Origin of the sequence: Bradyrhizobium sp. Ec3.3 (assembly GCF_000472925.1) — a bacterium.
Classification (GTDB): domain Bacteria; phylum Pseudomonadota; class Alphaproteobacteria; order Rhizobiales; family Xanthobacteraceae; genus Bradyrhizobium.
The window spans coordinates 159951-184479 of record NZ_AXAS01000001.1 but is presented as its reverse complement, the minus strand read 5'-3'; the positions used below and the strand labels follow the sequence as shown (position 1 = coordinate 184479).

Annotated in this window: 24 protein-coding genes and 1 pseudogene; 16 read left to right on the top strand and 9 right to left on the bottom strand. The window is 64.3% G+C overall.

Features of this window, described 5'->3' with window-relative positions; genetic code table 11:
* Positions 1-53: 53 nt before the first annotated feature.
* The 3 genes from YUU_RS0100915 to YUU_RS0100905 form a co-directional block, all read right to left on the bottom strand.
* A complete protein-coding gene (locus tag YUU_RS0100915) occupies positions 54-1511 on the bottom strand; it encodes a serine hydrolase (RefSeq protein WP_027520651.1) in 1458 nt (485 codons plus the stop codon).
* Between the two features lie 181 nt (positions 1512-1692).
* Positions 1693-3489 (bottom strand): glucan ABC transporter ATP-binding protein/ permease, encoded by a 1797-nt coding sequence (locus tag YUU_RS0100910; RefSeq protein WP_027520650.1) that lies wholly within the window; start codon positions 3487-3489, stop codon positions 1693-1695.
* 92 nt (positions 3490-3581) lie between these two features.
* Positions 3582-4661 (bottom strand): ABC transporter substrate-binding protein, encoded by a 1080-nt coding sequence (locus YUU_RS0100905; protein WP_245287917.1) that lies wholly within the window; start codon positions 4659-4661, stop codon positions 3582-3584.
* Positions 4662-4883: 222 nt separating this feature from the next.
* Between YUU_RS0100905 and YUU_RS0100900 the strand changes: the two genes are divergently transcribed.
* The 10 genes from YUU_RS0100900 to YUU_RS0100855 all read left to right on the top strand — a co-directional run bounded on the left by YUU_RS0100900 (position 4884) and on the right by YUU_RS0100855 (position 12343).
* Entirely contained in the window at positions 4884-5255 is a 372-nt protein-coding gene (locus YUU_RS0100900) for a hypothetical protein (protein ID WP_027520648.1), read from the top strand.
* A 105-nt stretch (positions 5256-5360) separates the two neighbouring features.
* On the top strand, positions 5361-5765 hold the full coding sequence (hisE, locus tag YUU_RS0100895; protein ID WP_027520647.1) for a phosphoribosyl-ATP diphosphatase: 405 nt from the start codon (positions 5361-5363) through the stop codon (positions 5763-5765).
* Positions 5766-5810: 45 nt separating this feature from the next.
* Positions 5811-6413, top strand: a complete 603-nt coding sequence (locus tag YUU_RS0100890) for a YqaA family protein (protein ID WP_198031673.1) — start codon at positions 5811-5813, stop codon at positions 6411-6413.
* A gap of 64 nt (positions 6414-6477) precedes the next feature.
* Positions 6478-7023: a hypothetical protein gene (locus tag YUU_RS0100885; protein ID WP_027520645.1), complete on the top strand. Its 546-nt coding sequence runs from the start codon at positions 6478-6480 to the stop codon at positions 7021-7023.
* A gap of 39 nt (positions 7024-7062) precedes the next feature.
* Positions 7063-8463 (top strand): aspartate ammonia-lyase, encoded by a 1401-nt coding sequence (locus YUU_RS0100880; RefSeq protein ID WP_027520644.1) that lies wholly within the window; start codon positions 7063-7065, stop codon positions 8461-8463.
* A gap of 156 nt (positions 8464-8619) precedes the next feature.
* Positions 8620-9588 (top strand): nitronate monooxygenase family protein, encoded by a 969-nt coding sequence (locus YUU_RS0100875; RefSeq protein ID WP_027520643.1) that lies wholly within the window; start codon positions 8620-8622, stop codon positions 9586-9588.
* An 11-nt stretch (positions 9589-9599) separates the two neighbouring features.
* Entirely contained in the window at positions 9600-10373 is a 774-nt protein-coding gene (locus YUU_RS0100870; RefSeq protein WP_027520642.1) for a thioesterase family protein, read from the top strand.
* 125 nt (positions 10374-10498) lie between these two features.
* Positions 10499-10747 (top strand): hypothetical protein, encoded by a 249-nt coding sequence (locus tag YUU_RS0100865; protein WP_027520641.1) that lies wholly within the window; start codon positions 10499-10501, stop codon positions 10745-10747.
* A 127-nt stretch (positions 10748-10874) separates the two neighbouring features.
* On the top strand, positions 10875-11552 hold the full coding sequence (locus YUU_RS0100860) for a hypothetical protein (RefSeq protein WP_027520640.1): 678 nt from the start codon (positions 10875-10877) through the stop codon (positions 11550-11552).
* 119 nt (positions 11553-11671) lie between these two features.
* Positions 11672-12343 (top strand): hypothetical protein, encoded by a 672-nt coding sequence (locus YUU_RS0100855; protein ID WP_027520639.1) that lies wholly within the window; start codon positions 11672-11674, stop codon positions 12341-12343.
* Between the two features lie 46 nt (positions 12344-12389).
* Here the strand turns inward: YUU_RS0100855 and YUU_RS0100850 are convergent, their stop codons facing one another.
* Positions 12390-12632 carry a cysteine rich repeat-containing protein gene (locus YUU_RS0100850; protein WP_027520638.1) on the bottom strand — a complete coding sequence of 81 codons (243 nt, stop codon included), beginning with the start codon at positions 12630-12632 and terminating at the stop codon, positions 12390-12392.
* A gap of 244 nt (positions 12633-12876) precedes the next feature.
* Between YUU_RS0100850 and YUU_RS0100845 the strand changes: the two genes are divergently transcribed.
* Positions 12877-13164: a hypothetical protein gene (locus YUU_RS0100845; protein WP_027520637.1), complete on the top strand. Its 288-nt coding sequence runs from the start codon at positions 12877-12879 to the stop codon at positions 13162-13164.
* Between the two features lie 122 nt (positions 13165-13286).
* Here YUU_RS0100845 and YUU_RS0100840 read toward each other — a convergent pair whose 3' ends face one another.
* The 4 genes and pseudogenes from YUU_RS0100840 to YUU_RS0100825 all read right to left on the bottom strand — a co-directional run bounded on the left by YUU_RS0100840 (position 13287) and on the right by YUU_RS0100825 (position 16611).
* On the bottom strand, positions 13287-15221 hold the full coding sequence (locus YUU_RS0100840) for an ATP-binding protein (protein ID WP_027520636.1): 1935 nt from the start codon (positions 15219-15221) through the stop codon (positions 13287-13289).
* Positions 15218-15889 carry a response regulator transcription factor gene (locus YUU_RS0100835; protein ID WP_027520635.1) on the bottom strand — a complete coding sequence of 224 codons (672 nt, stop codon included), beginning with the start codon at positions 15887-15889 and terminating at the stop codon, positions 15218-15220. Before YUU_RS0100835 ends, YUU_RS0100840 begins: the two co-directional genes overlap by 4 nt.
* Before the next feature lie 208 nt (positions 15890-16097).
* Positions 16098-16346 (bottom strand): annotated as a pseudogene (locus YUU_RS49795) (GCG_CRPN prefix-to-repeats domain-containing protein); the annotation flags it as partial.
* 22 nt (positions 16347-16368) lie between these two features.
* Positions 16369-16611 carry a hypothetical protein gene (locus tag YUU_RS0100825; RefSeq protein WP_027520634.1) on the bottom strand — a complete coding sequence of 81 codons (243 nt, stop codon included), beginning with the start codon at positions 16609-16611 and terminating at the stop codon, positions 16369-16371.
* 310 nt (positions 16612-16921) lie between these two features.
* Between YUU_RS0100825 and YUU_RS0100820 the strand changes: the two genes are divergently transcribed.
* Entirely contained in the window at positions 16922-17881 is a 960-nt protein-coding gene (locus tag YUU_RS0100820; protein ID WP_027520633.1) for an AraC family transcriptional regulator, read from the top strand.
* 17 nt (positions 17882-17898) lie between these two features.
* On the opposite strand, the gene YUU_RS0100815 is transcribed toward YUU_RS0100820, so the two are convergent.
* Positions 17899-18132 carry a hypothetical protein gene (locus YUU_RS0100815; protein ID WP_027520632.1) on the bottom strand — a complete coding sequence of 78 codons (234 nt, stop codon included), beginning with the start codon at positions 18130-18132 and terminating at the stop codon, positions 17899-17901.
* 1197 nt (positions 18133-19329) lie between these two features.
* Between YUU_RS0100815 and YUU_RS0100800 the strand changes: the two genes are divergently transcribed.
* The 4 genes from YUU_RS0100800 to YUU_RS0100785 all read left to right on the top strand — a co-directional run bounded on the left by YUU_RS0100800 (position 19330) and on the right by YUU_RS0100785 (position 24525).
* Positions 19330-19980, top strand: a complete 651-nt coding sequence (locus tag YUU_RS0100800) for a response regulator transcription factor (RefSeq protein WP_027520631.1) — start codon at positions 19330-19332, stop codon at positions 19978-19980.
* A gap of 51 nt (positions 19981-20031) precedes the next feature.
* Positions 20032-21813: an ATP-binding protein gene (locus YUU_RS0100795; RefSeq protein ID WP_035660704.1), complete on the top strand. Its 1782-nt coding sequence runs from the start codon at positions 20032-20034 to the stop codon at positions 21811-21813.
* A gap of 514 nt (positions 21814-22327) precedes the next feature.
* The gene (locus YUU_RS0100790) at positions 22328-23059 is read left to right on the top strand and encodes a sulfite exporter TauE/SafE family protein (RefSeq protein WP_027520629.1); all 732 of its coding nucleotides are present in this window, start codon (positions 22328-22330) and stop codon (positions 23057-23059) included.
* Positions 23060-23256: 197 nt separating this feature from the next.
* Positions 23257-24525: an NHLP bacteriocin system secretion protein gene (locus tag YUU_RS0100785; RefSeq protein WP_027520628.1), complete on the top strand. Its 1269-nt coding sequence runs from the start codon at positions 23257-23259 to the stop codon at positions 24523-24525.
* Positions 24526-24529 lie beyond the last annotated feature (4 nt).

The window sequence follows — 24529 nt, the reverse complement described above, 5'->3', positions numbered from 1 at the left end:
AACGGCGCTGTCGCAGTTGCGAAGTGCAGGTGCAGCCGTCGGCCGGCGCGCCGTTAACTGTTATTGGGCGCAGGCTTCGCGGGCTTGGTGGTCGTCTTCGGCTTGGCGGGTTTGGCAGCGGAATCGCCGTTCGCCGCCGGCTTTTCCGCGCCCTTCGCAGCCGCGTCGGGTTTCGCATTGGCGTGCTTGACCGGCCTGGCTGCGGGTTTGGCTTCGCCCTTCGCATCCGGCTTGGCATCGAGCTTGGCGCTCGACTTGGCGTCCTTGCCCGCATCTTTTGGCTTGTCGCTCGCGTCAGGCTTCTTCGCCGCAACGCGCGACTTCTTGCCTCGCGCCTTTGGGGTCGCCTGCTGGTCGGCATCGGCCGCGACCGCCGCAATCAGGGCGGCGCCGGTCCGGGTCGGGCCGGTATAGACCGGCACTGGCTCGACGGCCGCCGCGGCCGAGGCCATCAGATCCGAAGCCTTCATCGTGGGCGGTTGCAGGCCGGCGGTGAAGAACGTCACCTGGGCTTCGCCGCCGGTCAGGGACGTCGATCCGCCCGTGCCGCCATTGGTTGCGATCAGTGCATCGTCGTCGTCGCTGGCCGGCCGCTTGCGGTGGCCGCCGCACATCTCGTCGCGCAGATTCGGCGGCGAGGCGTCGACCGGCGCGAGGCTGTCGACCGTGCCGAGCGCGGGACGCAACCACGACAGCGTGTCCTGCGAGAAACCGCGCTCGAGAAGCTGCGCCGCCTTGACCGCGCGCGCGGTGCCGGAATTGGCGCCGAGCACCACCGCGATCAGCCGCCGTCCGTTGCGCGACGCCGATGCCACGAGGTTGTAGCCGGAGGCGCAGATGAAGCCGGTCTTGAAACCGTCGGCGCCGGGATAGCGGCCGATCAGCTTGTTGAAGTTTGGCGTGATGCGCTTGCCGAAACGGATCGCCGGGATATGCACGAAATATTCGTATTCCGGCAGGTCGCGCAGGAACGAGCGCGAAAGGATTCCGAGATCGCGCGCCGAGGTGATCTGGCCGTCGGCGGGCAGGCCGTTGGGATTGACGTAGCTCGTCTGCGTCATGCCGAGCTTTTGCGCGGTCTGGTTCATCATCGCCGAGAAGCCGTCGATCGAACCGCCGACGCCCTCGGCGAGCACCACGGCCATGTCGTTCGCAGACTTGACCATCATCATCTTCAGCGCGTTGTCGACGGTGACCTGCGTGCCGGGGCGAAAGCCCATCTTCGAGGGCGATTGCGAAGCGGCCGTCGGTGAGACCGTCAGCAGCGTGTCGAGCGTGAGCTTGCCGTCCTTCACCGCCTTCAGCGTGACATAGGCGGTCATGATCTTGGTCACCGAGGCGGGATACCAGGGAATGGTCGCATTCTCCGCCTGCAAGACCTTGCCGCTCTCGGCCTCGATCAGAAGCAGCGCCTCGGCGCGCGCGTCGCGCGGCGCGAGCAGCATCAGCGCGGCGGCCACGACGGCCAGGTTCAACGGGGCGAGGCGAAGCAGCGGGCGAAAGAAGTGCACTATCCGATTCCGGTCCTTGGAGAGCCGCTCGATAATGCGGTTCTCATGATCTGAGGTTCGGGTATGAAGCGTATGTCAGTGCCGCCGCTTGCGGCGGGTGCAAACCTATACCGGCTCGTTCACCGAGAACAGGGGGCTGGGCCCGGTATTCAGCGATGAAATAGGCCGAATTTCGACGGTTTTACCGGGACTTCACAGCCGAGGCTGCGGCCTCTGCCGCCGCCACGCTCGCCCGTGCATTTTCCTGCACCATGAACTGGGCCTTGGCGAGCGCGGCGAAATGGCCGCCTTTGGCCACGAGTTCATCGAAAGTTCCGCTTTCGATCACGCGGCCGCTGTCGAACACCAGGATCCGCGTGGCGTTGCGGATGGTGGAGAGGCGATGGGCAATCACGAAGGTGGTGCGGCCTCGCATCACTTCATCGAGAGCAGCGTTGACCTTCGCCTCGGTGACGGCATCGAGCGCGCTGGTGGCCTCGTCCAGGATCAGGATTGGCGGGTCCTTCAGCAGCGCACGCGCGATCGACAGCCGCTGCCGCTCGCCGCCGGACAGCATGCGCCCGCGCTCGCCGGCATTGGTCTCGAAGCCGCCGCTGCGCTCGATGAATTCGAGCGCCTGCGCGCGCTCGGCCGCGAGCCGCATCTCCGCGTCGGTTGCGTCCGGCTTGCCGACGCGCAAATTCTCCGTGATCGAGCGGTTGAACAGCAGCGCCTCCTGGAACACCACGCCTATGTTCCGCCGCAGCGATGTCAGCGTCACGCCGCGCACGTCCATGCCGTCGATCTTGATGAAGCCGGATTGCGGATCGAACGCACGATGCAGAAGCGCGATCGCGGTCGACTTGCCGGCGCCGGTCGAACCGACCAGTGCGATCGTCTGTCCGGGCAGTGCGGTGAAGGAGAGGTCCTCGACCGCCGGCCGCTTGCCGTCATAGGAGAAGGTGACGTCGTGGAACTCGACAAGGCCCGACAGGCGCCCGACGTCGATCGCATCGGGCCGGTCGTGCACGGCGGGCACGGCATCGAGCACGTTGAAGAATTCGCGTAAGCGTGGCGCCTCCATGAAGACGTTGTTGACGAAGCCCACGACCTGCTCGAGCTTCTGGATCAGCAGCGTTGCAAAGCTCACGAACATCACGATCTCGCCGACCGTCGTCAGCCCCTGGTCGTGCAGCGCGATGCCGAGCGTGAAGATCGCGAGCACCGTAATGGTGGTGGAGGCGCGCGTGATGACGGTGACGAGCGCCCACCAGGACAGTACGGGCATTTGTGCCGCGAGCAACTGGTCGGCAACGAAGCGCAGTCCCTGCACCTCGGCTTCGACGCGCACGAAACTCTGCACCAGCGCGACATTGCCGAGCGCGTCGGAGGCGCGCGCGGAGAGGTCGCTATAGTGCTCCTCGACCGTCATCTGCATGCCGTAGGTCTTGCGCACGACGAAGGTCGTCAGCGCCGTGAACACGATGCAGAGCGCGAACAGCAGGATCGCGAGCCGCCAGTTCAGATAGAGCGACAGCGGCAGCAGCACGAACACCGACAGGATCGCGGCAAAATGCTCGCGGAAGAAGCCGAGCCACAGCCGCCACAGCGCGTCGGTGCCGTTCAGCATCACCTTCATCAGCCGTCCGGAATGGGTGCCGGAGTGGAAGGTCAGCGGCAGTTGCAGGATATGCTCGAAATAATCCGTCAGTACCGCCTGGCGCTGGCGATGGGCGAGCCGGTCGGCATGCAGCGCCACCAGCGCGCTGCAGCCGATCGTGAACAGCCCGAACGCGACCCAGGCGAACAGGAACGGCCAGGCGGAGTTCGAACCCGCGACGGTCTTGCCGGAGAGCACGTCGACGATCTTGCCGAACAGCACGGGCTCGGCGAACTGCGCCGCCGCAAGCAGCAGGTTGGCGACTGCCAGCAGCCAGCCCAGCCGCGCCTCCTTGCCGAGCAGCTCAAGAACGCGGGTGTAGAGACGAAGGATCGACATGAAAGGCACGGCACTCGCGCGGGCGGGATCGAACGAGGTAGCATTCTAATCAGGGATGGGCCGCAAGATACAGCCGAAGCTGTCAGTTTTATTCAATTGATCAGCCGGCCAGCCACAGGCGGCAGGAACTGTTCGTCGAAAATATCGCTCGCGGTGGGGCGCTTGCGGAACTTGAAATCCAGCCCGATCTGGTCGATCGCGCGATCGAAGCGGGCGGGATCGACGCTGCCGAGGCCGTTGCGCCGGACCTCGTCGGTCAGGATGTTGTCGGCAAGCACGGTGGATAGCCGCGCGAGCTCGAGGTCGCGCACGCCGTCCTCCATCCGGCTAACGGTCTCGTCGACCGCGCGCTCCGGCTCCTTGACCGTTGCATTGAGCCCGCCGATCAGCGCGCGAACGAAACCTTTCACGGCGTCCGACTTCGACGCGGCAAAGGACGGGTTCACCACCACGGCAAAGCCATAGGCCTCGCAGCCATAATCGGCATAGCGCAGCACCGCGAGATCGTCGGCCGGCACGCCACGGTCGCGCAAATTCACGGCCGACAGATAGCTGAACCCGGCGACGGCATCGACCTGTCCGGCGGACAGGATCGGTTCGCGCACCGCAGCACTCATCTTGTAGAATTTCACGTGCGCCGCGTTGACCCCGTTCTGATGCGCGAGCGCCGGCCACAGCCGGATCGACAGATCGCTGTCGGCAACGCCGACCGTCTTGCCCTCGAGATCGGACAGCGTATGGATGCCCCGGCTCCTGCGCGCGACGATCGCGTAGGGCGCGCGGTTGAACAGCACGAACACGGCCTTGATCGGCGGGGCGTCTGTCCTGTCGCGAAAGCGGATCAATTCGTTGATGTCGACGAGGGCGAGATCGCTGTCGCCCCTGGCGATGCGCGCAAGCGCCTCCGGCGAGCCCGCGGCGCTGCCGAACGACACGGCGAGATGCTCGGCGCCGAACAATCCGTCCTTCGCCGCCATGAAGAACGGCGCCATGCTCGATTCAATCGGGCGGTCGAAAGTGAACTGGATCGCGACATGCCGAGCGGCGTCGTCTGCGGCGCTCGCCGAGCGCGGGCCCGAGCACGCCAGCACCGCGAGCCCGATCCAGAGAGCCAACAGACAGCGGGAGAGGGATGTCGGGCATGCGCGCATGAATTCAGGCCGGACCAGCATTGTTTCTTTTTGTGACGCTTGCAAAGCGCCGGCGGTCGTCATCCTGGCCGATCAAACCTGAACGGTTGATGAGCGGAACGCATCACGATTTCGCAATCTCCGCGCGAATTTGTCGCCGTTCAGCTTCTGTTGGGTTGGGGAACCCAACATGGGATGCGCGGGTTTTAAGCGAATAAAGCCTGTCCCCAGGCACCCATTGAAGGTCCCAAGGAGTCCAAAGTCATGTTCGACCAAGCTTCAAGATTTGCAGGCCGCAAGGCCATATTCGCCACCGCCGCCGTGCTGGCGCTCACGACCGCTATCCCCTCGACCTCGTTCGCGGGCGGCCGCCACTGGCATGGTGGTGGCGGAGCCGCTGCGGCCGCGGCCTTCGCCGGCATCGTCGGCACGGGCCTTGCGATCGCCGCCGCCCGCGATGCATACGCCTATGACTATGGCGGACCCGCCTACTACGGCGGGCCAGTCTATTACGGTGGGCCGGCCTACTACAGGGGCCCGGGTTACTACGGGAGCGATCCGAACTACCCGTACAATGGCAATGTCGGTCGCGATCCCTTTGCCACTTGTAGCCGAAGCGGCGCGTATTGTTGGTAAGCCGTTGACCACGACGAGCCGGCGCGCTTGCCGCGCCGGCTTAAATTTTGCTTTTATTGTCGGACGTTAACGCGTCTACCATTGGTTTAGAGTAGTTTTGAGTACATGAGTGATTCGCTTGAGCGGCTATATCTGGCTGTGCTCGCGGCCAGGGATCTTGATCCGGCAACATCGCGCACCGCCCGGCTGTTTCAGCGCGGCCCGGCCAAAATGGCGAAAAAACTGGCTGAGGAAGCCATCGAGGTGGTCATCGACGCGGTTCATGGCGATAGCGAAGCCGTGATCCGGGAAAGCGCCGACCTTCTCTACAATCTCACCGTGCTCTGGGCCGCGGCCGGCGTGCGGCCTCAGGATGTCTGGCGCGAGATGGCGCGGCGGGAAGACATGCTCGGCATCGCCGAGAAGCTGCCGAAATCGCCGATGAAACTGCCCAAAGTTGCCTCGCCCCGCGTTGCCACCCGGCGGCCAATTGTCGCGCTCGAGGGCCGCGCGGCACGCAAGCGCCACTAGAAGCGGAACAAACCGGCCCCATCTTGCGATGGACAAATCCGTCCCATGGTGCTTCATCGCGGCGCCATGCTGAAACGTATCTACGATTGGTGCATCGACGCCGCCCACAAGCCCTACGCGCTCTGGATCATGGGCGCCGTGGCTTTCGCAGAAAGCTCGTTCTTTCCCGTCCCTCCGGACGTGATGCTGGTGCCGATGTCGTTGGCGCGCCCGCAGCGCGCCTGGGTCTACGCCACGGTCTGCACCGCGACCTCGGTGCTGGGCGGCATCCTGGGCTACGCCATCGGTGCGCTGCTCTATGACTCGCTAGGTCATTGGCTGATCCAGCTCTACGGGCTCGGCGACCAGGTCGAGGGATTCCGTGCCAAATACGCCGAATGGGGCGCCGTGATCATCCTGCTCAAGGGCCTGACACCGATCCCCTACAAGCTCGTCACCATCACCTCGGGCTTTGCCGGCTACAATCTGCTTCTGTTCGTCCTGTTCTCCATCATTGCACGCGGCGGCCGCTTCTTCATCGCGGCCATCCTGCTCAACCGCTATGGCGATTGGATTCGGGTCAGGATCGAGCGGCATCTCGGATTGTGGGTGGCGATCTTCGCTGCGGTGCTGGTGCTCGGCTTCGTGATCGCGATCAAGCTGATCTGATCAAGCTTATCTGACGGCGCGTCAGGCGCTTTGCCGGCGCGCCGGCTTCGGTTACGGTTGGGCCATGATGGTTCGATCCGGCAATCCGGTCACGCGACTCTGGATGATTGTGACAGCGGCGCTATTCCTACTGCCTGGTATCGCCGGGCCCGGATGGGCACAGTCAACGGCCCCCGCGCCGTCGCTCGGCCTTCAAGACGCCGGGCCGCAGGCGCCGCCGCCACAATCTACTCCCACGGCATCAGCCCCACCGGCGCGCGAGGAAAATCCCGGTCTGATCAACGAAATGGGCAAGCTGTTCGACAAGCTGCCCTCGATCCTGCCGCCGATCAAAAGTCCGAGCGAGACCATCGACGATCTGTCGCGCATGGCAAAGCCATCGAGCTTGGTGTCGGGGCGTGTGGCCTGTCCGGCCTCGCCAAACGGCGCGCCCGATTGCAAGCAGGCCGCCGACAGGCTCTGCCAGGGCAAAGGCTACAAGGAAGGCAAGAGCCTGAACGCGGACTCCGCGCAAAGCTGTTCGGCAAAGGTCCTGATTCCCGGCAGGACCCGCAAGTCGGATGACTGCCGCACCGATACGTTCGTCACCAGCGCGCTGTGCCAGAACTGAGGCGATGACCTGCGCGCGAGCAAACCTTAAGGAGCGCCTATGAGCCGTACGGAGCAGGACTTCCTCGGACAGCGTGAGATCGCCGACAACATCTACTACGGCGTCCAGACCATCCGCGGGAAGGAGAACTTCCACATCACCGGCATTCCGATGAACCAGGAGCCTTACTTCGTGAAGGCGCTTGGCTACGTGAAGAAGGCCGCAGCGATGGCCAATCGCGACCTCGGCGCGATCGACGCCAAGGTCGCGGACGCGATCATCCTCGGCTGCGACCGCGTCATCGCCGGCGACATGATGGATCAGTTCGTCACCGATTTCATCCAGGGCGGCGCGGGCACCTCGACCAACATGAATGCCAACGAGGTGATCGCCAACCTCGCGCTGGAATCGCTCGGCTTTGCGAAGGGCGACTACCAGCACGTCAGCCCGAACGACCATGTCAATTACGGCCAGTCGACCAACGACACCTATCCGACCGCCTTCCGCCTGGCGCTGATCCTGCGGCTCGAAAGCTACATGACGGCGCTGCGGCAGCTGCAGGAGGCATTCTTCGCCAAGGGGCGCGAGTTCGATCGCGTGCTGAAGATGGGCCGCACGCACCTCCAGGACGCGGTGCCGATGTCGCTCGGCGCCGAATTCCGCGGCTGGGGCACCACGATCGGCGAAGAGGTCGATCGTATCTCGGAAGCTCGCGCGCTGTTGCGCGAGATCAATCTCGGCGCCACCGCGATCGGCACCTCGGTCACCGCGGCGCCCGGCTATCCAAAGGTCGCGGTCCGGCATTTGAGCGCGCTGACCGGTGTCGACTTCGTGCTCGCCGGCGACCTCGTGGAGGCGACGTCGGACACCGGCGCCTATGTGCAGCTCTCCGGCGTCTTGAAGCGCACCGCGAGCAAGCTCACCAAGATCTGCAACGACATTCGTCTGCTGGCCTCCGGCCCGCGCGCCGGCTTCAACGAGATCAACCTGCCGCAGCTTCAGCCGGGCTCGTCCATCATGCCCGGCAAGGTCAACCCTGTGATTCCCGAGGTGGTCAACCAGACCAGCTTCCTCGTCATCGGCCTCGACACCACGGTGACGCTCGCGGCCTCCGCCGGCCAGCTCCAGCTCAACGTGATGGAGCCGGTGATCTCGTTCGCGCTGTTCTTCTCGATCCGCACCATGGAGCGCGCGGTCAACAGCCTGCGCGAGAACTGCGTCGTCGGCATCACCGCCAACGAAGAGCACACCCGCAACATGGTGCTCAACTCGCTCGGCATCGTCACCGTTCTGAAGCCGCTGCTCGGCTACAAGCAATGCGCCGAGATCGCCCGCGAGGGCTACAAGAGCGGCAAGTCGCTGCACCAGATCGTGGTGGTCGAGCGCAAGCTGCTGACGCAGGAGAAATGGGACGAGATGTTCTCGTTCGAGCGGCTGATCAATCCGGATCTGACCGAGTGAGAGCTTTCGCGTCCGTGTGGTGAATTCCGCGCCTTGGAATTGCGGTAATGGCGTCCGCCTGGCGGCGCTAAAACGCAATACTTGACAGTGGAAAGATTGCCTTGTTGGTATGGCGCCAAGCCTTCAACTTGTCCGCCAATAAAGGATCGTTTCGCAATGTCCATGCCTGCCTTGTTCAAGGGGCGTCTGTCGATCCCCGTGATCGGCTCGCCGCTCTTCATCATCTCGGTGCCCGATCTTGTGATCGCGCAGTGCAAGGCGGGTGTGGTCGGCTCGTTCCCGGCGCTGAACGCGCGGCCGCCGGAGCTGCTCGACGAATGGCTGGCGCGCATCACCGAAGAGCTCGCGGCCTATGATCGCGCGCATCCCGAGCGTCCTTCCGCGCCGTTCGCGGTAAACCAGATCGTGCACAAGTCGAACAACCGGCTCGATCATGACATGGCGCTTTGCGCCAAGTACAAGGTGCCGATGATCATCTCCTCGCTCGGTGCGCGCGAGGAGCTCAATCAGGCCGTGCACAATTGGGGCGGCATCGTCTTCCATGACGTGATCAACCAGAAATTCGCTCGCAAGGCGATCGAGAAGGGCGCCGACGGTCTGATCCTGGTCGCGGCCGGCGCCGGAGGCCACGCCGGCACGATCTCGCCGCTGGCTTTCGTCGCCGAAACGCGCAAATGGTTCGACGGCCCGATCGCGCTGTCGGGCGCGATCGGCAACGGCAAGGCGATCCGCGCTGCGCGCATCCTCGGCGCCGACTTCGCCTATATCGGCTCGGCCTTCATTGCGACCAAGGAAGCCAACGCGGTCGAGAAGTACAAGGAGATGATCGCGGGCTCCTCGGCCGACGACATCGTCTATTCGAATCTCTTCACCGGCGTGCATGGCAACTATCTGAAGCCGTCGATCCTCGCTGCCGGCATGGATCCGGAGAACCTGCCGACGTCCGATCCCTCCAAGATGAATTTCGGCACCGATGCTTCCGGCGATCGCGCCAAGCCGAAGGCATGGAAGGAGATCTGGGGCTCGGGCCAAGGCATCGGCAGCGTCGAAGGAATTGTGCCCGCCGCCGAGCTGATCGCGCGCTTCAAGAAGGAATACGAAGAAGCGATCGATCCGCCGTTGTAATGGCTCTCGCGATGACCGCCATCTATCGCGTCGACGGCAACAGCGTCGTCACCAGCCCTGATGCTGCGGGTCCATGGGATCCGCGCATGCAGCACGGCTCGGCGCCGGCTTCGCTCGTGGTGTGGGCGGCCGAGCGGATGGCGACTTCCGTGCCGATGGACATCGCGCGCGTCACTATCGATCTGATGCGTCCGGTTCCGGTGGCGCCCCTCACCATCGCGACCGAAATCTTGCGCGAAGGCCGCAAGATCCAGCTCTGCGGAATCAAGCTCCTGGCGGACGGCGTGGTCGTGGTCGGGGCAACCGTGCTGAAGATCAAGCGGCAGGCGCTGACGCTGCCCGACGACGTCAAGGAGCTGCCGGTGACCCTCCCGGCGCCGGAGCAGTCGCTGGTCGAGGACGGACATGCTGCCACCAGCCCGTTCGTGCGTTCGGTCTCGATGCGTGCGGCGCGCGGCCGCTTCGGCCAGGCCGGCGCCGGCGCAATCTGGTTTCGCGTCGATAAGCCACTGATCGAGGGACAAGCCGTCTCGCAGGCCATGCGCGCGGTCGTCGCCGCCGACTTCTCCAACGGCACGGCCTCGACGCTCGATTTTCGCGCCTGGACCTACATCAACGCCGACCTCACCGTGAGCTTTGCTCGGCAGCCGGTCGGCGACTGGATCCTGCTCGACGGCGAATCCTGGATCGGCGCAGACGGCACGGGCCTCGCGATGTCGCGGCTCGCCGACCGGCAAGGCTATTTCGGCCGCGCGGTGCAAAGCCTCGTGATCGAGAAGCGCTGAGGGACTCGGCAAATCGGCAGCCGCTACATGCCGCGGGCTGAACAAACGCCATTTAACGCAGCATTAACCATCGCGCTCCCAGAATCTCCTCGCAGCCGCCAATCGGCACGAAGAGGGGACGGGCGATGGACTACGATTTTCTCAACGCCAGGACGCAGGCTTCGCTGGATGAAATCCGCGTCCGCGTTGCGCATGCACTCGCCCGTCACCCGCTCTGCCGCAACGTGCGCTTCGACATCGTCAGCGTGCCCCGCACCCGTCGCGGCGGCAACTGGACCGTGACGCTGCAGGCGGTCGAGCCGCGTGCGGTGTGGGAGGCCTCCGAGATCGTCGCCGATATCCAGGACGCCTATGACTTGGCGCTAGCCGCCTGATTTCGTTGAATTTCCAATGCCATGTCGCCATCGGCCCAGCGTTTTCCGCTGTGGTGGCACGGTTAGGCCTTAATTCCTGCCCAGTTTCGGGGCATTGAGCGATCGAGAGCCGGACGCGGAGGGACGTTTGTCGAAAGCCATCACCATCGTCGTGCTGACGTGCTTCCTGGTTCTTGGCGCCGCCGCCACCGCCATTTTCGGCCGTGACAGCGTGCCGGCCGCGAGCAGCGACATGGTCTCGCAGGCCGTCCCCAAGCCGGTCGCCGCCAACCGCGCCAGCAAGGCCGACCGGCTGAACGTGCCGACGCTCGCGCTAGCCTCCGCTGCCGTCGAGCCGGTGGACAGGCCTGTTCTTACCGAGACGCTGCGCCAGGCCTTCGCCGCCGCCACGCCATCCGATTTCCCCCCGGCGCCCAGGGCGAACGCTTCCGAGGCGCCGGCCGCAGCGACCGACGCGCCTGCCAAGCCGAAAGTGGTCGCAAAACCGCAGCCGCAGAAATCCTATTCGCTGCTCTCCGACGTGCAGATCGCGGGCATCAAGGAGCGGCTGAAGCTGTCGTCGTCGCAGGAATATTACTGGCCCTCGGTTGAGACCGCGCTGCGCAACGTCGCGCGCAAGATCCAGGCGAACAAGCTCTCCAATCCGCAGGTGCAGGGCGTGCCGATCGATCCGAACTGCGATGAGGTCCAGCAGCTGAAGTCGGCCGCGATGCCCCTGCTGTTCCAGTTGCGCGACGATCAGAAAGAGGAAGTGCGCAAGCTCGCCCGCATCATCGGGCTCGAGAAGGTCGCCCAGCAGATCTGACGTAGCTCGCAAGTTCCGCGCGCTTGGCGGCGGAGCTGCAGCATTTTCCCTGACGTTGCTCCGTTCCCGGAACATCAAATTGCGCGACGCGTTGCTCGCTCGAAAGAGGGAGTGGATCGATGCGCGCCTTGACAGCCTATTTCGTCGGTGGGGGAACCATCGTCGCAGCCATCGCCATCGGTCTTGGTGGCGGCATCGTTGCCGGCAACATCATGAACCCCATCGCGCTCAAGCACGGCCCCGATACGGGCAAGCAGGAGCGGCGTGCAGACTCGACGGCAATAACCCATGCGCCATCCGAGCGCGTGCAATATCTCACGGGATCGCAGGTCTTCGGCGCCGTGGTCGCTCCGCCTGTCCAGGCTGCGGCGCCGACCGCCACGGCCAATGCCGAACCTTCCGCGCCGCCGGCACAGCCGGCTGCCAGCCATGAGTCCCAGCAGGCCAACACGCAAGCTGCGCACCCTGCCAAGCCTGCGGAGCAGCAAGCCGCGACCGAGCAGGCTGCCTCGCCGGATAATGCCTATGCGAAAGCGAAGGACGCCGACGTGAAGCGCGCGGCGTCGGAGCGGCATCGTGCCGACCGGCGGCAGCGCTGGGCCGAGCGCCGCCGCTACGACATGCGCGATCCTCGCGAGACGCGCGATCGGACCGACTGGGACGACGTCGCACGCAATACTCGCGAAGATGCCGATGTCCGCGAATTCGGATCCAGTCCGCGCCGCAGCTTCGTCCCGCAGAGCCGCGGCTCTCCGCAGCTCAGATTATTCGGAGCTGATGACGACGATTAGAGCAGATGACGGTTCATCCTAATCTCATCGCGCTTTAGCGCGCGCATCAGCCTCCGTGCGACTCTACGACCTTGCGGCAGGCGTCCGAGAGCTTGGCCTTGTTGTCGCGCAGGCATGCGTTCATCTGCGGCGGCTTGCCGATATGTTCGGCGCAGAACTTGCTGGCGTCGCCGCGGCAGGCCATCTGCTCCTGCGGCGTCGGGCCCGATTGCGCCGATACGGGCGCGACGGTCGATGCGAGCATGACGGTCGACGTAAGCACGAGCGCGGCAATAACTGAAATCTTCATCATTCACCTCTTCGGGTTTCGTTGTCCGGCTTGAAACCAGGCGGCGCGACCATCTGCGGAGCGGGCCCGCGGGTCCATGCCATGTTCATGGCAGCCGAAACGTCCGGTCTCTGCGACCGCACACGCGCCCCCCCCATCTTCATGGCATGTATCGGCGCGCGATCTTTTGCCATTGAGCCCTTACGTCGGCCCGCGAGAAGCGATGGTTGCATCGACAGGCCGGACGGCAAGCAGGAGAGCTGAGATGGCAAGGAAAGCAGGAACGCTGAGCATCGGCTTGGCGATTGCGGCGCTGGCGGGTGCAGCGATGCTGTCGCTGGGCACAAGTCCGGCGCAGGCAGTGGTCTATTGCAAGACGGTCGGCGTGCCCAAGGGCTGCGTCGTGCGGCCCACCGCGGCGGTGGTGGCTCCGGCCGCGCCGGTCGCTGCCACTGTGGTAGCGACCCCCGGCGTCGGTGCGCCCGGGGTCGGTGTTCGAGCGGGCACGCCGATGAACCGCGGCGGCCCGGTCAACCGCGTCGGCGTGCGCTGAGCGAGCTCCTTCTCCACCTCGGCCGGTTTGCGGGGAGAGGAAGAAGATCTCGGGCGCAGGGATGCCTGCAAGCGCACCCCCTCTCTCCGCGCGTCGCCCACACGTTCGGGGAGGGGGCTTTTTCAGCCCTCGGCCGCATCGCTGTCGGGAAAGCGCTGCGGCAGTTGCAGCCGCACGGATGTGCCCGAAGGGGAGGAGTCGAGTTCGAGCGTTGCACCACAACGGCCGGCGCGGCTCTTCATGTTGCGCAAGCCCCGCGCGGTCTGGCTCGCCCCTGTCGCCTCGCCATTGCCGGCACCATCGATGGGAAGAGCAAAACCCTGGCCGTCGTCCGCGATGCTGATCACGCCGCGCTGATCTTGCGGCGCCCCGCCGAGCATCTCGATCGTCACCGTGATCCTGCGTGCCTTCGCGTGCTTGACCGCGTTGGTCACGGCCTCATCCAGGATGCGCACGATCTGGATGACGTGCCATGGCCGCAGCTCCGGATGCAGCGGCAGGCCCTGTGGCGTCGTCACGTGCCAGTCGAGCGCGATGTCGTGCGGGCGCAATTGTGCCGCGGCGCGCTCGCGCCATGAGCCGAGCGCCAGCATCAGATCGCCGCCGATATCGTCCATGGAATCGATCACGAGCCGCAGATCCTTCAGCGCGGCGCGCGCGGCGTCAGCGATCGGCCTGCCGTCCGCGCCGCGTTCGGAGAGCGCGACGATGCTGACGAGCTGACCGCCGAGGCCGTCATGCAGGTCGCGCATCAGCCGGGTGCGCTCATTGGCGAGGGCTGCGGCCCGCGCACGCTCCTCCTCGCGGGCAAAGCTTGCCTTCAATCGGTCCTCGGCCTCGCGCACGCGTGCGATCAACTGACCGGCGAAACTGTCGACCTGGTTCAACGCGCGGGCGAACCGCCAGGTCAGGCCGGCGCCGATCGCCACCAGCATCGCCGAATAGGACAGGCGCGAGACAAAGGTGCGTTCATTGGGCAGGATCTCGAACACCGAGAGCATGTCGTGGCCCCAGCAGGCCAGCACGATGGTCACCGCGCAGCCGAGTGTGAGGCTCGCCGCATCCTGGCGCCGTACCACCGCCGTTGCCGTGACGCCGGCCATCAGCAACAGGCAGATGCCGACCGTCGGGATGCCGAGAAGCAGAAAAAGGATGCGCGGCAGCGGCTGGCCCGCGACCAGCCCGACCGCGAACACGGAGAGACCGGGCGCGAACAGTAGCGTGCCATAGCGCGGCCAGCGCCAGCCGAAGAACAGCACGGCGAAAACCACGATCAGGGCGCTCTCGATCGGGGCGGAGGCCAGCAGCACCGCGGCGAGCCGCGAGGGGTGGGCTGGCGGCACCGGCGGCGGCAGGAACGCCTGGATCACGCCGAGCACCATCGCGATTGCCAGCACGCCATAGACCGGCTCGTGGCGCCGCATCAGCCACATGATCGCGAGAATGACCGCCAGGATCGATTGCCAGGCGGAGAACACCACGGGCAGCGTGACGAACAGCAGCATACGCGTCTCGTAGGCGCCGCGCAGGCTCTCATCCGGTCCGACATAGACGGTGTCGAGAAAGCCCTTCAACGGCCCCCACACGAACAGCCGCAACGTGAAGGTGTTGGCGCCGTCGCGCAACAGCGCCGACGGGATCGGTGCGATCTCCGGCGTGTTGCGGTCGGGCCGGTTGGCGGTGGCGTCGCGCCTCGAATCGAGGATCACCACGTCGTTGACCGCGACCTCCACGGCGTTGCTGAAGCGCGGCAGGAACACCGACCACGCCGCCGCGTCAGCAGTCCTGAAGGTGAAGCTGCCCGTGTAGAGCGGCGGATCCGCGAGCGAATAGCGCGAGTTGGTGAAATGCGGCAGCGTCACCGGGCGTGTCACGCCATCCTCCAGCTGCGTGAACTCGCTCAGCGCAAAATCGTCGGGGTCGCTCGGCTGCAACAGCCGCAGCACCAGGATGCAGGCGATCACGATCAGCACCTGGAGCAGCAGATAAGGCACCAGCCGCGCCAGCCGCAGCCGCGCCCTTGCGGTCACGAGCGGCTTTACGGCGACCTCGCTCACAGCTTGATCAGGCCCTGCTGCACCGCCTCGAACACAGCTTCGCTGCGGGTATGCACCTCGAGCTTGCGATAGATGTTCTTGATGTGGCCGGGCACGGTCTGGCGCGACAGGCCGAGATGGCTCGCGATCTCGGCGTAGCTGAAGCCTTTGGCGATGCCCCAGAGGATGTCGATCTCGCGCGGCGTGAGCCTTGCGGTGTTGAGCGCCGGCCCCGGCGGCGGCTCGGCGGTGGTTTGCGTTCGCCGCACGATGAAGCGCGCGATCGAGGCCGAAATCGGCGAATGCCCGGCGACCAGTTCGCGCACGGTGGTCGCGATGTCGGTCGGGAAGGCGTCCTTCAGGAGATAGCCGGTGGCGCCGACCGTGATTGCCGAGATCACGCTTTCCTCGTCGCCGAGTGCGGAGATCACCATGATCTCGGTGTCGGGAAAGCGCCGCCGCGTCTCGCGGATCAGCTCGATGCCATGGCCGTCGGGCAGGCGGAGGTCGGTCAAGAGCACCCGCGGCGCGCGTGCATTGAGGGCTTGGCGCGCCTCACCGAGCGTGCCGGCCGTGCGCACCTCGTACTCCGCCTTGACCAGCGCATCCTGCAAGCGCCAGCAGGTCGGCGCATCATCCTCGACGAGGAGTATGGTGATCGCAGCAGGAGCCCCGTCCCGTTCCGTCATGGCAAAAACCTTGGGCCGCGTGTCCCCCGCGGCGCAAAACCGAGCTTAGCTGCGCCGCGTCGCCTGCGACACCCATAATCATGGGGCGGAGTGGCGGAGTGCGTTGTTTGCGGATCAGGAGCGAGCTGCATCAAGTCGCGCGCGGACGTTTGACGGCCGCGGCGATCCTCTCCCCGCGGATCGTGCGGAGAGAGGGGGAGTCGTCTGACCTTCCGTTCCCGCGGCAACCGCCATTGGGGCCGATGTGATAGCCGCGCGGGCAGGCGTGGGCGGCGGGATTGGCGTAGTTCTTCAGGCAGCCGCCATAGGGTCCGCGATGCCAGCCGGCGCCGCAGCCGCCGGCCACCGCGACGATGTCGCTCGTCGCGGGCGTGCCGACCGGCGCGAGAGGAGCGGCCTGGGCGGAGCCGGTGATCGCGGCGAGCGCAAAGGCGGCGGCATGGATGTGTCGCATCATGTACTGTTCTCCGTCCGGCGGCTCAATGCGTGGCGGCAAAAGCGATACCGGCGCGCACTTCGGCGATCGCCTGGTCGATCAGGCCGAGCGCCTTCTCGCGGTGGCCGCCCTTGTTCGGTTCGGCCTTGGCGAGCTCGGCGCGGGCCTGTTGCAGGATCGTGACGCTCTCGTCCATGTGCGGCTGGGCGCCGATTGCGTAGCCGATGCCGAGGCTTGCGGCGATCGTCGCGCCGAGCGCGAGGCTGCGGGGTAGAGAAGTTCGCATGTCGTTGTCTCCTCCAGCGGGCGTCAGGCGGCGGCCGCCCGGATGCCGGGATGCGCCGGCGCGAAGACGAGCCCGACGCATCCGCGGCCTGAATAAGGCTCTCGCCCGCGCGCCGTCTTGGACTGTCCGGCGTCGAATGATTTCGGGTTTGGACTGACCGGCGCTGTTTAAATCACGTCATCGTGCTGATAGCCTGACGAGGTGCGTTCACCGGGCGTTCAGTCCGCGCCCGGCAAGTTCGCTCCGTTTCTTGCCAGTCAGTCTTCACAAGTCTCTCTTCAAAGTCCTTTCCCCAAAAATTCCTTCCCCGATGCCCGTCATCCGGAAAGCGTTATCGACCGATATGCTGCCGCAGGGGCTGTCTGAGCGGCAGCGCTTCATTCGCTTTGCGGAATTGTTCGAACATTTTTCCAACACCGGTGAGCTCGACCCCGCGTTCGACGTGCCGTTTCGCGCCGCCATGAACTCGATCCACATCGGCACCACCATGCTCGGACGCTGCGACGGTAGCTTCGTCACGGTGCGGCGTGAGAAGCGGCAGGTGATCGAGACCGGCGACGACCGCTTCTGTCTCGTGCGCAACACCGGTGATCGCGCTTCCTATGTGCGTCACCGTGGCCGCGAGATCACCTTGCGGCCGGGATCGATGGTGCTGCTCAAGCTCGACGAGCCGTTCTTCGCAGCTGACGGCGCGAACCACAAGCGCTTCACCAACGTGCATCTGCCGGTCGCAACCTTGCGCGCGATGGTCGCCGACGTCGATGAATTGGTCGGGCAGGAGCTTGCGCCCGGCGGGGCGCTGTCGCTCGCGATGGACTACAGCGATCTTCTGCTGCGCCATCCGGTCGCCGTCGACGAGGCCGGCATGGCGATTGCGGCGCATCTGCTCGACCTCGCGGCGCTCGGGCTCGGCGCACGCGCCGACATCGCGTCCGCCGCCAGCCGGCGGGGCCTGGGTGCCGTGCGGCTCCAGGCCGCGCTGGCGATCCTGCAAGCGCGTTTCCAGGAGCCGGATTTTTCTGCGCAAAAGCTCGCGGCTGCCGCCGGTCTTTCCGAGCGCTATGTCAACGAACTGCTGTTTGAGGCCGGCGCCAGCTTCACCACGCGCTTGAACGAGCTGCGCCTGCGCAAGGCTGCGGATCTGCTGGCCCGCAGCGAGGGACGCATCAGCGACATCGCCTTCGCCTGCGGATTCAACGATCTCTCCTATTTCAACCGCTGCTTCCGCCGCCGCTTCGGCCTGACGCCGACGGCGGCGAGGGGGAGGTGAGCGCTCGCTCTGGTGGGTTACGACGCCTCCAGTCGCGGCGGCGGATAGCGCCGCGCGAGCGCCGACAGCGACAGATGTCGCTCCTCCTCCGGCAACTCGAGATAGGCCAGCACCTGCGCCCGCTTCCAGCCGTCGACGCCGAAATCCATCGCCATCCATTTCTGCGGCTCGGGCCCTTCGAGCCCACGCACCCAGACGAAATAGCGGGGGAGGTCGCCTGGCTCTGCCTCGGTCGCGCGTCGTCTGGCCATCAAGCTGCTCGCTGAGTGGAGACCTGCGGAGGAGAATATAGGCGGACCAGATGATTGCTAGGGGAGGGCTTCGCTTCACTGCGAGAAGAACGGCGAGCCGGTCCGTCTTCGCCAGGTCCGTCTTCGCCAAGAGGCTTCGCCGCACACGCTTCGCGCTTTCGGTCTCGCATGGCTGCGCCACGCGAAGCCCGAAAGGGCGTAGCGTGGTGCCCTGGCCGATAATCAACTAGTCGCATAACAAATTGAATTTGCGATACTTTTAGTCGTCAATTGCCTCAGATACCGACAGGAATACCGACAAGATGATGGACGGGAGGCGCTCGCAAAAAATAAACTTGCGAGCGCTCTGCAGCACGCACAGTCTTGCGGTTCTTGTCTTCATAATCGCCGGCCGGAGTCGAACCCGGGTCAGACTCGAAATTATTGATTGTTCTTGCCCAGTAGCTGCCTCTTAATCAGCGGGTCCCAGGTTCGAGCCCTGGTGCGCCCACCATTTCAAGGCCCTGTTGATGCAGGGCTTCTTCATTTTCGGCATCAGAACAAAACGCGTCTCGTGCGACGCCTATGGGGTCGGACGTCGCGCGGCCAGCCTGTTGTGCGATTTCTTGTATCTTGACCTGTTCGATACAGCGCAGCCCCGATGATACAGGTCAATTGCCCGCTCGTCGTAGAATAGGATATCGGGGCGAGCAAAGCGGACAGTCTACCCCCATGATGCGAAGGGCGACGTGCTGCATGGAAGCAGGGGCGGTGATCCGTACCGAAACGAACGCACAGACCACGGCCCCGGCAAGTGTGCTGGCATGTAGCCCCAGCGCGATCGCAGTGGCGAGCGTCACAGCCATTGCCGTCATGGCGCATTGTCAGGCCCTTGTGCTGCGAAGATGCAGCGCCGCCACTTCGTCGTGAAATCCGGCAACCATGCCTCGCACAGTACACGCAACCGGAAATGGTCATGAGCCCGGTCTTGGAAAGCCGAAACGCGAGCGTCGGCCACCAAAAGAGATGAGAATCTGACGGTGGATCGACCAGGATCAGCGCCCACTCGCCGCCAGCCGCGAGCACCGCACCGGAGCACGACCACAGCGAAATTGCCTAGGCGACCACATCCGGCAAATGGATTTGTGGATCCCAATCCTTGATTGAAGTTGGTTGATACCGTAATACCGTTGCTGACGGCAACAAAGGTGCGGATCGGTGCGGACGATCATTGCTGACGATCACGCCATTATGCGGGAGGGTCTGAAGCAGCTTCTGTCGACCGTGGACGGGCTGATTATCAGCGGAGAGGCGGCGGACGCAGAAGCTGTTCATCGGCTGCTGAACGAATACTCCGCCGATCTTCTCATCCTTGATCTCGGCATGCCGGGTGTGAGCGGCTTTCAATTCATAGCTCACCTCAGAACCGCCTGGCCGGAGCTACGGATTCTTGTCCTCACCGCCAATGTCGAGCCGCGTTCCGTTCGAGCGGCTCTTTCCGCGGGCGCGAGCGGGTATTTGACCAAAAGCGGCGATCCGTCCGAACTCGTCGCTGCGATCGATGCCGTCAGGAAAGGCAACACCTATGTGGCGCAGGAGGTTCGCTTTGCGGTGGACCACCACGACGGCCCGAGCGAAATCCCCGAGCCCTCGGCAGCGAACATATCTCCGGTCACGCTGACAAGGCGCGAGCTGCAAATCCTGGCGATGATCCCTCACGGCGCCAGCAACCGCGACATCGCCAGCCGTCTCGGCATTAGTCTGCTCACGGCCCGGAAACATCGCGAGAATCTCATGCGGAAGCTGGATCTGCACAGTGGTGCGGAGTTGACCGCCTACGCGGTTCGTCTCGGCCTTCCAGCGGGGTAGCGCTACGGCAACTCGCAAAGGAAGCCGCTGTCGGCGCTTGGAGAGGTCTCGATGCAAGAGGACAAGATACGTGAAGCGCTCGTAGAGCTCCTGTATCGCAATTCCTATGGAGTCGTGGCTTCCAACGTCCTCATCTCCCTGGCGGCAGCATACGTACTGAGGACCACCGTACCGGCGAATTGGGTGGTCGGATGGCTCGGTGCGATTTATCTACTCACCGCCATACGCGTCCTGGCGGCGCGCCGGTTCTTCAGCCGGAAACGAGAACCAGCGTCTGTGTCGCGATGGGCGTGGCTCGCGGCCGGGTTTTCCTGCGTGTCGGGGCTGCTGTGGGGAATGCTCGGCTGGGTTGGGTTCGTTCCTGAACAGCCCGTTCCTTTCATATTCACCATTATTGCATTGGCCGGTCTGGTCTGCGGCACAGTTCCGTCGCTCTCGGCCTTTCCGCCGGCTCTCGTCGGCTCGATCATCGTAACTGTGCTGCCGGTCATGGTGCGCTCCTTTATCATTGGAGGTGATGGCTCCGGCGCATATCTCGTCCTGTTCACGGGGCTTGTGACCATCAATCTCTATTATTGCCGCACAACGCACCGTATGCTGCGTGAGTCCATCAGATTGCGTTTGGAAAATGTCGAGCTGGTTGGCCACCTCCAGGAAGAACGCGACCGCGCGCAAGCCGCCGATCATGCGAAAACGCGCTTCCTTGCTGCCGCCAGTCATGACCTGCGCCAGCCGATTCATGCCTTGAGCCTGCTGATCGCCACGCTGGCGGCGCTGGGTCGTCGCGGCGTCGTCCAATCCGGCGATGCGCGCGATCTCGCCGGCAAGGCAAAATCCATCGTCGGAAACCTCAGCGCTCTTCTGAACGGACTGCTCGACATCTCCCGGCTGGATGCCGGCGTCGTCACTGTTGCGAGGGAGACGATGAACCTGTCCCAGCTTTTCAACCAGCTCAGCAACGAATTCGGCGCGGAGGCAGAGGATCGCGGCCTTGACTGGCGTGTCGTTGAAAGCCGTCTCCAGGTGGACAGCGATCCCATGATGCTGAAACGGGTCCTGGGCAACCTGCTGTCGAATGCCTTTCGATACACGAGATCCGGAGGCGTTCTGCTCGGTTGCCGCAGGCGCGGTGCTTCGGTGGAGATCCAGATATGGGATACCGGACCCGGCATCCCCGCAGATCAGCAAACGATGATCTTCGAGGAATTCGTGCAGTTGCAGAACCCTGCCAGGGATCGCGCGCAAGGCCTTGGCCTCGGCCTAGCCATCGTTCGCCGCACTGCCGCTCTGCTGCAACATCCGCTGAAGCTGGTCTCCGTCGTCGGCCGCGGTTCGATGTTTTCCGTGACGGTTCCGCTAGCCAGCGCAGTAGCGCCTTCCCCGCCCGATCATAGGGCACCATCCGCAGACATCGCCGTCAGCGTCATGGTAGTGGAGGACGAGGAGGATGTTCTCGATATCATGGTGCAGCTGCTCACGCTGCAGGGGCATCGGGTCTATGCCGGCCGATCTGCCGCCGAGGTGCAAAAGATTCATGCGGAGGCGATGGCGGCCGGCGATGCGCCGGTCGATCTGATCGTGGCCGACTACCGCCTCGGGGGTGGTGCGACTGGCCAGGACGCAATCGAGGCTCTTTGCGCCTATATCGGCCGCTCCCTGCCTGCAATCATCGTGACTGGCGATACCTCGCCGGCGCGCATCAAGGAAGCCACCGCCAGCGGTCATCGTATTCTTCACAAGCCGATCACCGGCGAGCAATTGCACGAAGCGATCATTGCGGCCTTTGTAGATCGCAAGCGATCGATCAGTAGTGGCTGGCAAGAGCACGTGTAGCTGCTCCCAGGTGCGGCTACGGTTGAGATTGTGAGGCGGCCCTGATCTCGCACCGCGCCGCCGATTGCGGCGAGTTGGGCCTTTCGACATCAGCCTCCTGAGAGCGCCGAAATACGACATCTGCCGTATCGTCCGCGAATCGACCCGGCGATATCTTTCCCCACAACTAAACGCGTTTGGACAGCCCCCCGAACTTGAATCCGGCTGGGAGCAGGGCTGCACCATCACGAGGGCCTATCAAGACGGGGCAGCTTCGCTTCGAACGCGGACAGAAAGGTAATTTGGATATGGCAATGCCGATAGCTGCCACGCGCGGCGACCACCGCCGCCGCTCAAGACGTGGACAATCGCTGTCCTTGCCGGCTTCGGCATTTTGCACGTCGTCGCGGGAGACATGCTGCATCACGCGCCGGGTGACCACCCGGTCGAAACGGCAGCGATGGCGATCCACTGCGACTAGATGGATTGGTTATTTGTCGCCCGGTTGAAAACGTATTTTCCAGAAAACAATGCCATGTCGGATATAGCGGTTTATTTGGTGCTAAGCGCGGCGGTTTTTGCTGGCGCGTTTGTGTCTGGCCTATCCGGGTTTGCCTTCTCGGCGGTCGCGGGCGCCATCCTGCTACACGTGTTTCCGCCCATAGAAGCTGTCCCATTGATGATGGCCTGCAGCATCACCGTGCAAGCGGCCAATCTTTATGCGCTACGCAAGAGCATGCAATGGAAAACCAGCCTGGTGTTCATCGCTGGTGGACTATTGGGCATTCCGATCGCGATCTACCTGCTCCAGAATGTGGATACCGGCGTTTTCAGGCTGGGATTTGGAGCTCTGGTGTCGCTTTACGCGGCATATGCCTTGGTGCGGCCGACGGCTGCCTACCTGCGTCAAATGGAGAGCCAGAGCAGGAACGCGCTGGTGGGGTTTGGCGGCGGGCTGGTCGGCGGCTTGACCGCGATGCCCGGCGCGCTTCCTGTGATCTGGTGCGACATCCATGGTCTTCCGAAAACACAGCAGCGCGGCCTGGTTCAACCCTACATCGGGGTGATGCAAATATTTGCCCTCGCTCTCATGCTCTCGCATCACAGCCTCTCGTTAAAGGTCTTGATCGACTTTGGCATTTCTCTGCCCGCCCTGGCTGCCGGAACGGCTGCAGGGATCGTCCTGTTCGGTCGGATCAACGAAGCAGCCTTCAAACGCATCATCCTTGGCTTGCTGCTGATTTCTGGACTCTTCCTTGTGATCTAGCTGGGGTCTCGTGGCAAGGCGTGCGTGGCTCCTGCGTGCGGCCGGTTCGGAGTTCACGCTTTTGATCCAGTCGTGTCGCGGCAAGCGAACGGTCAAAACTTTGCCTGTGCTGGCGAGCAATATCTGCTTGAAAAAACGAAAGCGTTCCGGCCAAATCGAGCCTGGTCGAGAATGGCCCGGTGTGTTGCGGGGGCTGCATGAAACGAGGCACAGAGCGAATCTTTCGTGAAGCGGCCATCGAGCGGCTTTCGAATCCCGAGCAGCTCGACCATGTTGTCGGCGTTACCCGCCCGTTTGACTGGTTGGCCGCCGCGACGCTGGCGCTGGGTCTTGCCGTGCTATTGGCCTGGAGTGTGCTGGGGCGCATTCCAACGCGCGTATCCGGCGATGGCATTTTGCTAAGCAGTGGCGGTCGCCTGGTCGACGCCGTGTCCGCCGTGAGCGGAAAGCTGGCCTCGCTCGACGTCGGCATCGGCGACGAGGTCCGTCGTGATCAGGTGATCGCCCACGTCGCGCAGACCGAGACCGAGCAGCGGCTCGAGCAGGCGAGGGATGTTCTGCGCGAGCGCGAGCGCGAACATGCCGAGCTCACCGGCGCGATCTCGCGGGAGATCGATGCCAAGCTTGCCAACTATGCGGCTCAGGAAGCGGGTCTGGCCAACGTGATTGCGGCCGCCGAGAAGCGCACCGCCTATCTCACGGACGAGGTGGGCAAGCTCGAGCCGGCGGCGGCAAGCGGAATCGTGACGCGCAAATATCTCGAGGACCGCCGCGTCGAGCTCAACAATGCGCGGGAGCGCATTACCGACGCCAACAACGACATTCTCAAGCTCAATGCGCAGCGGCTGGATTTGCGCAGCCAACGCGAGCGTGATCGGTTGCTTTCGGAATTCAGGGTCAATGATGCGAAGCGGTCGGTTGAGCAGCTTGCGGCCGAGCTCGAGCGAGGGTCGCGGATTGTCAGTCCCGCAGACGGTCGTGTCGTCGAGGTCAAAGTGTCCGGCGGCGCCGTGCTCGCCCTGGGGACGCCCATTATCGAGATCGAGACCGCGGGGCAAAGGTTGGAGGCGACTATCTACATGCCGCCGGATCGCGGTAAGACCATCAGGCCCGGCATGGAGGTTCGTGTCGAACCGACGACGATCAAGCGGGAAGAATACGGCGCGATTGTCGGTAGTGTGGTGGCCGTCTCGGACTTCCCGGTGACGCCCCAGGGCATGCTGGCGGACCTTCACAACGACGCCCTTGTCAAACGCTTCTCGCAGGACGGGGCACCCTATGCGGCGAAGGTGGCCCTGGAGCGCGATCCTTCAACCTTCAGCAGCTATCGCTGGACGTCCGGCAAGGGGCCACCGATCCTGCTCTCGAGCGGTACGTTGACGCGCGCCGAAGTCACGACGCGCGAGCAGCCGCCGATCGATCTGGTGATCCCGTTGATGAAGCGGCTGAGCGGAATCGGCGGCTAGGATC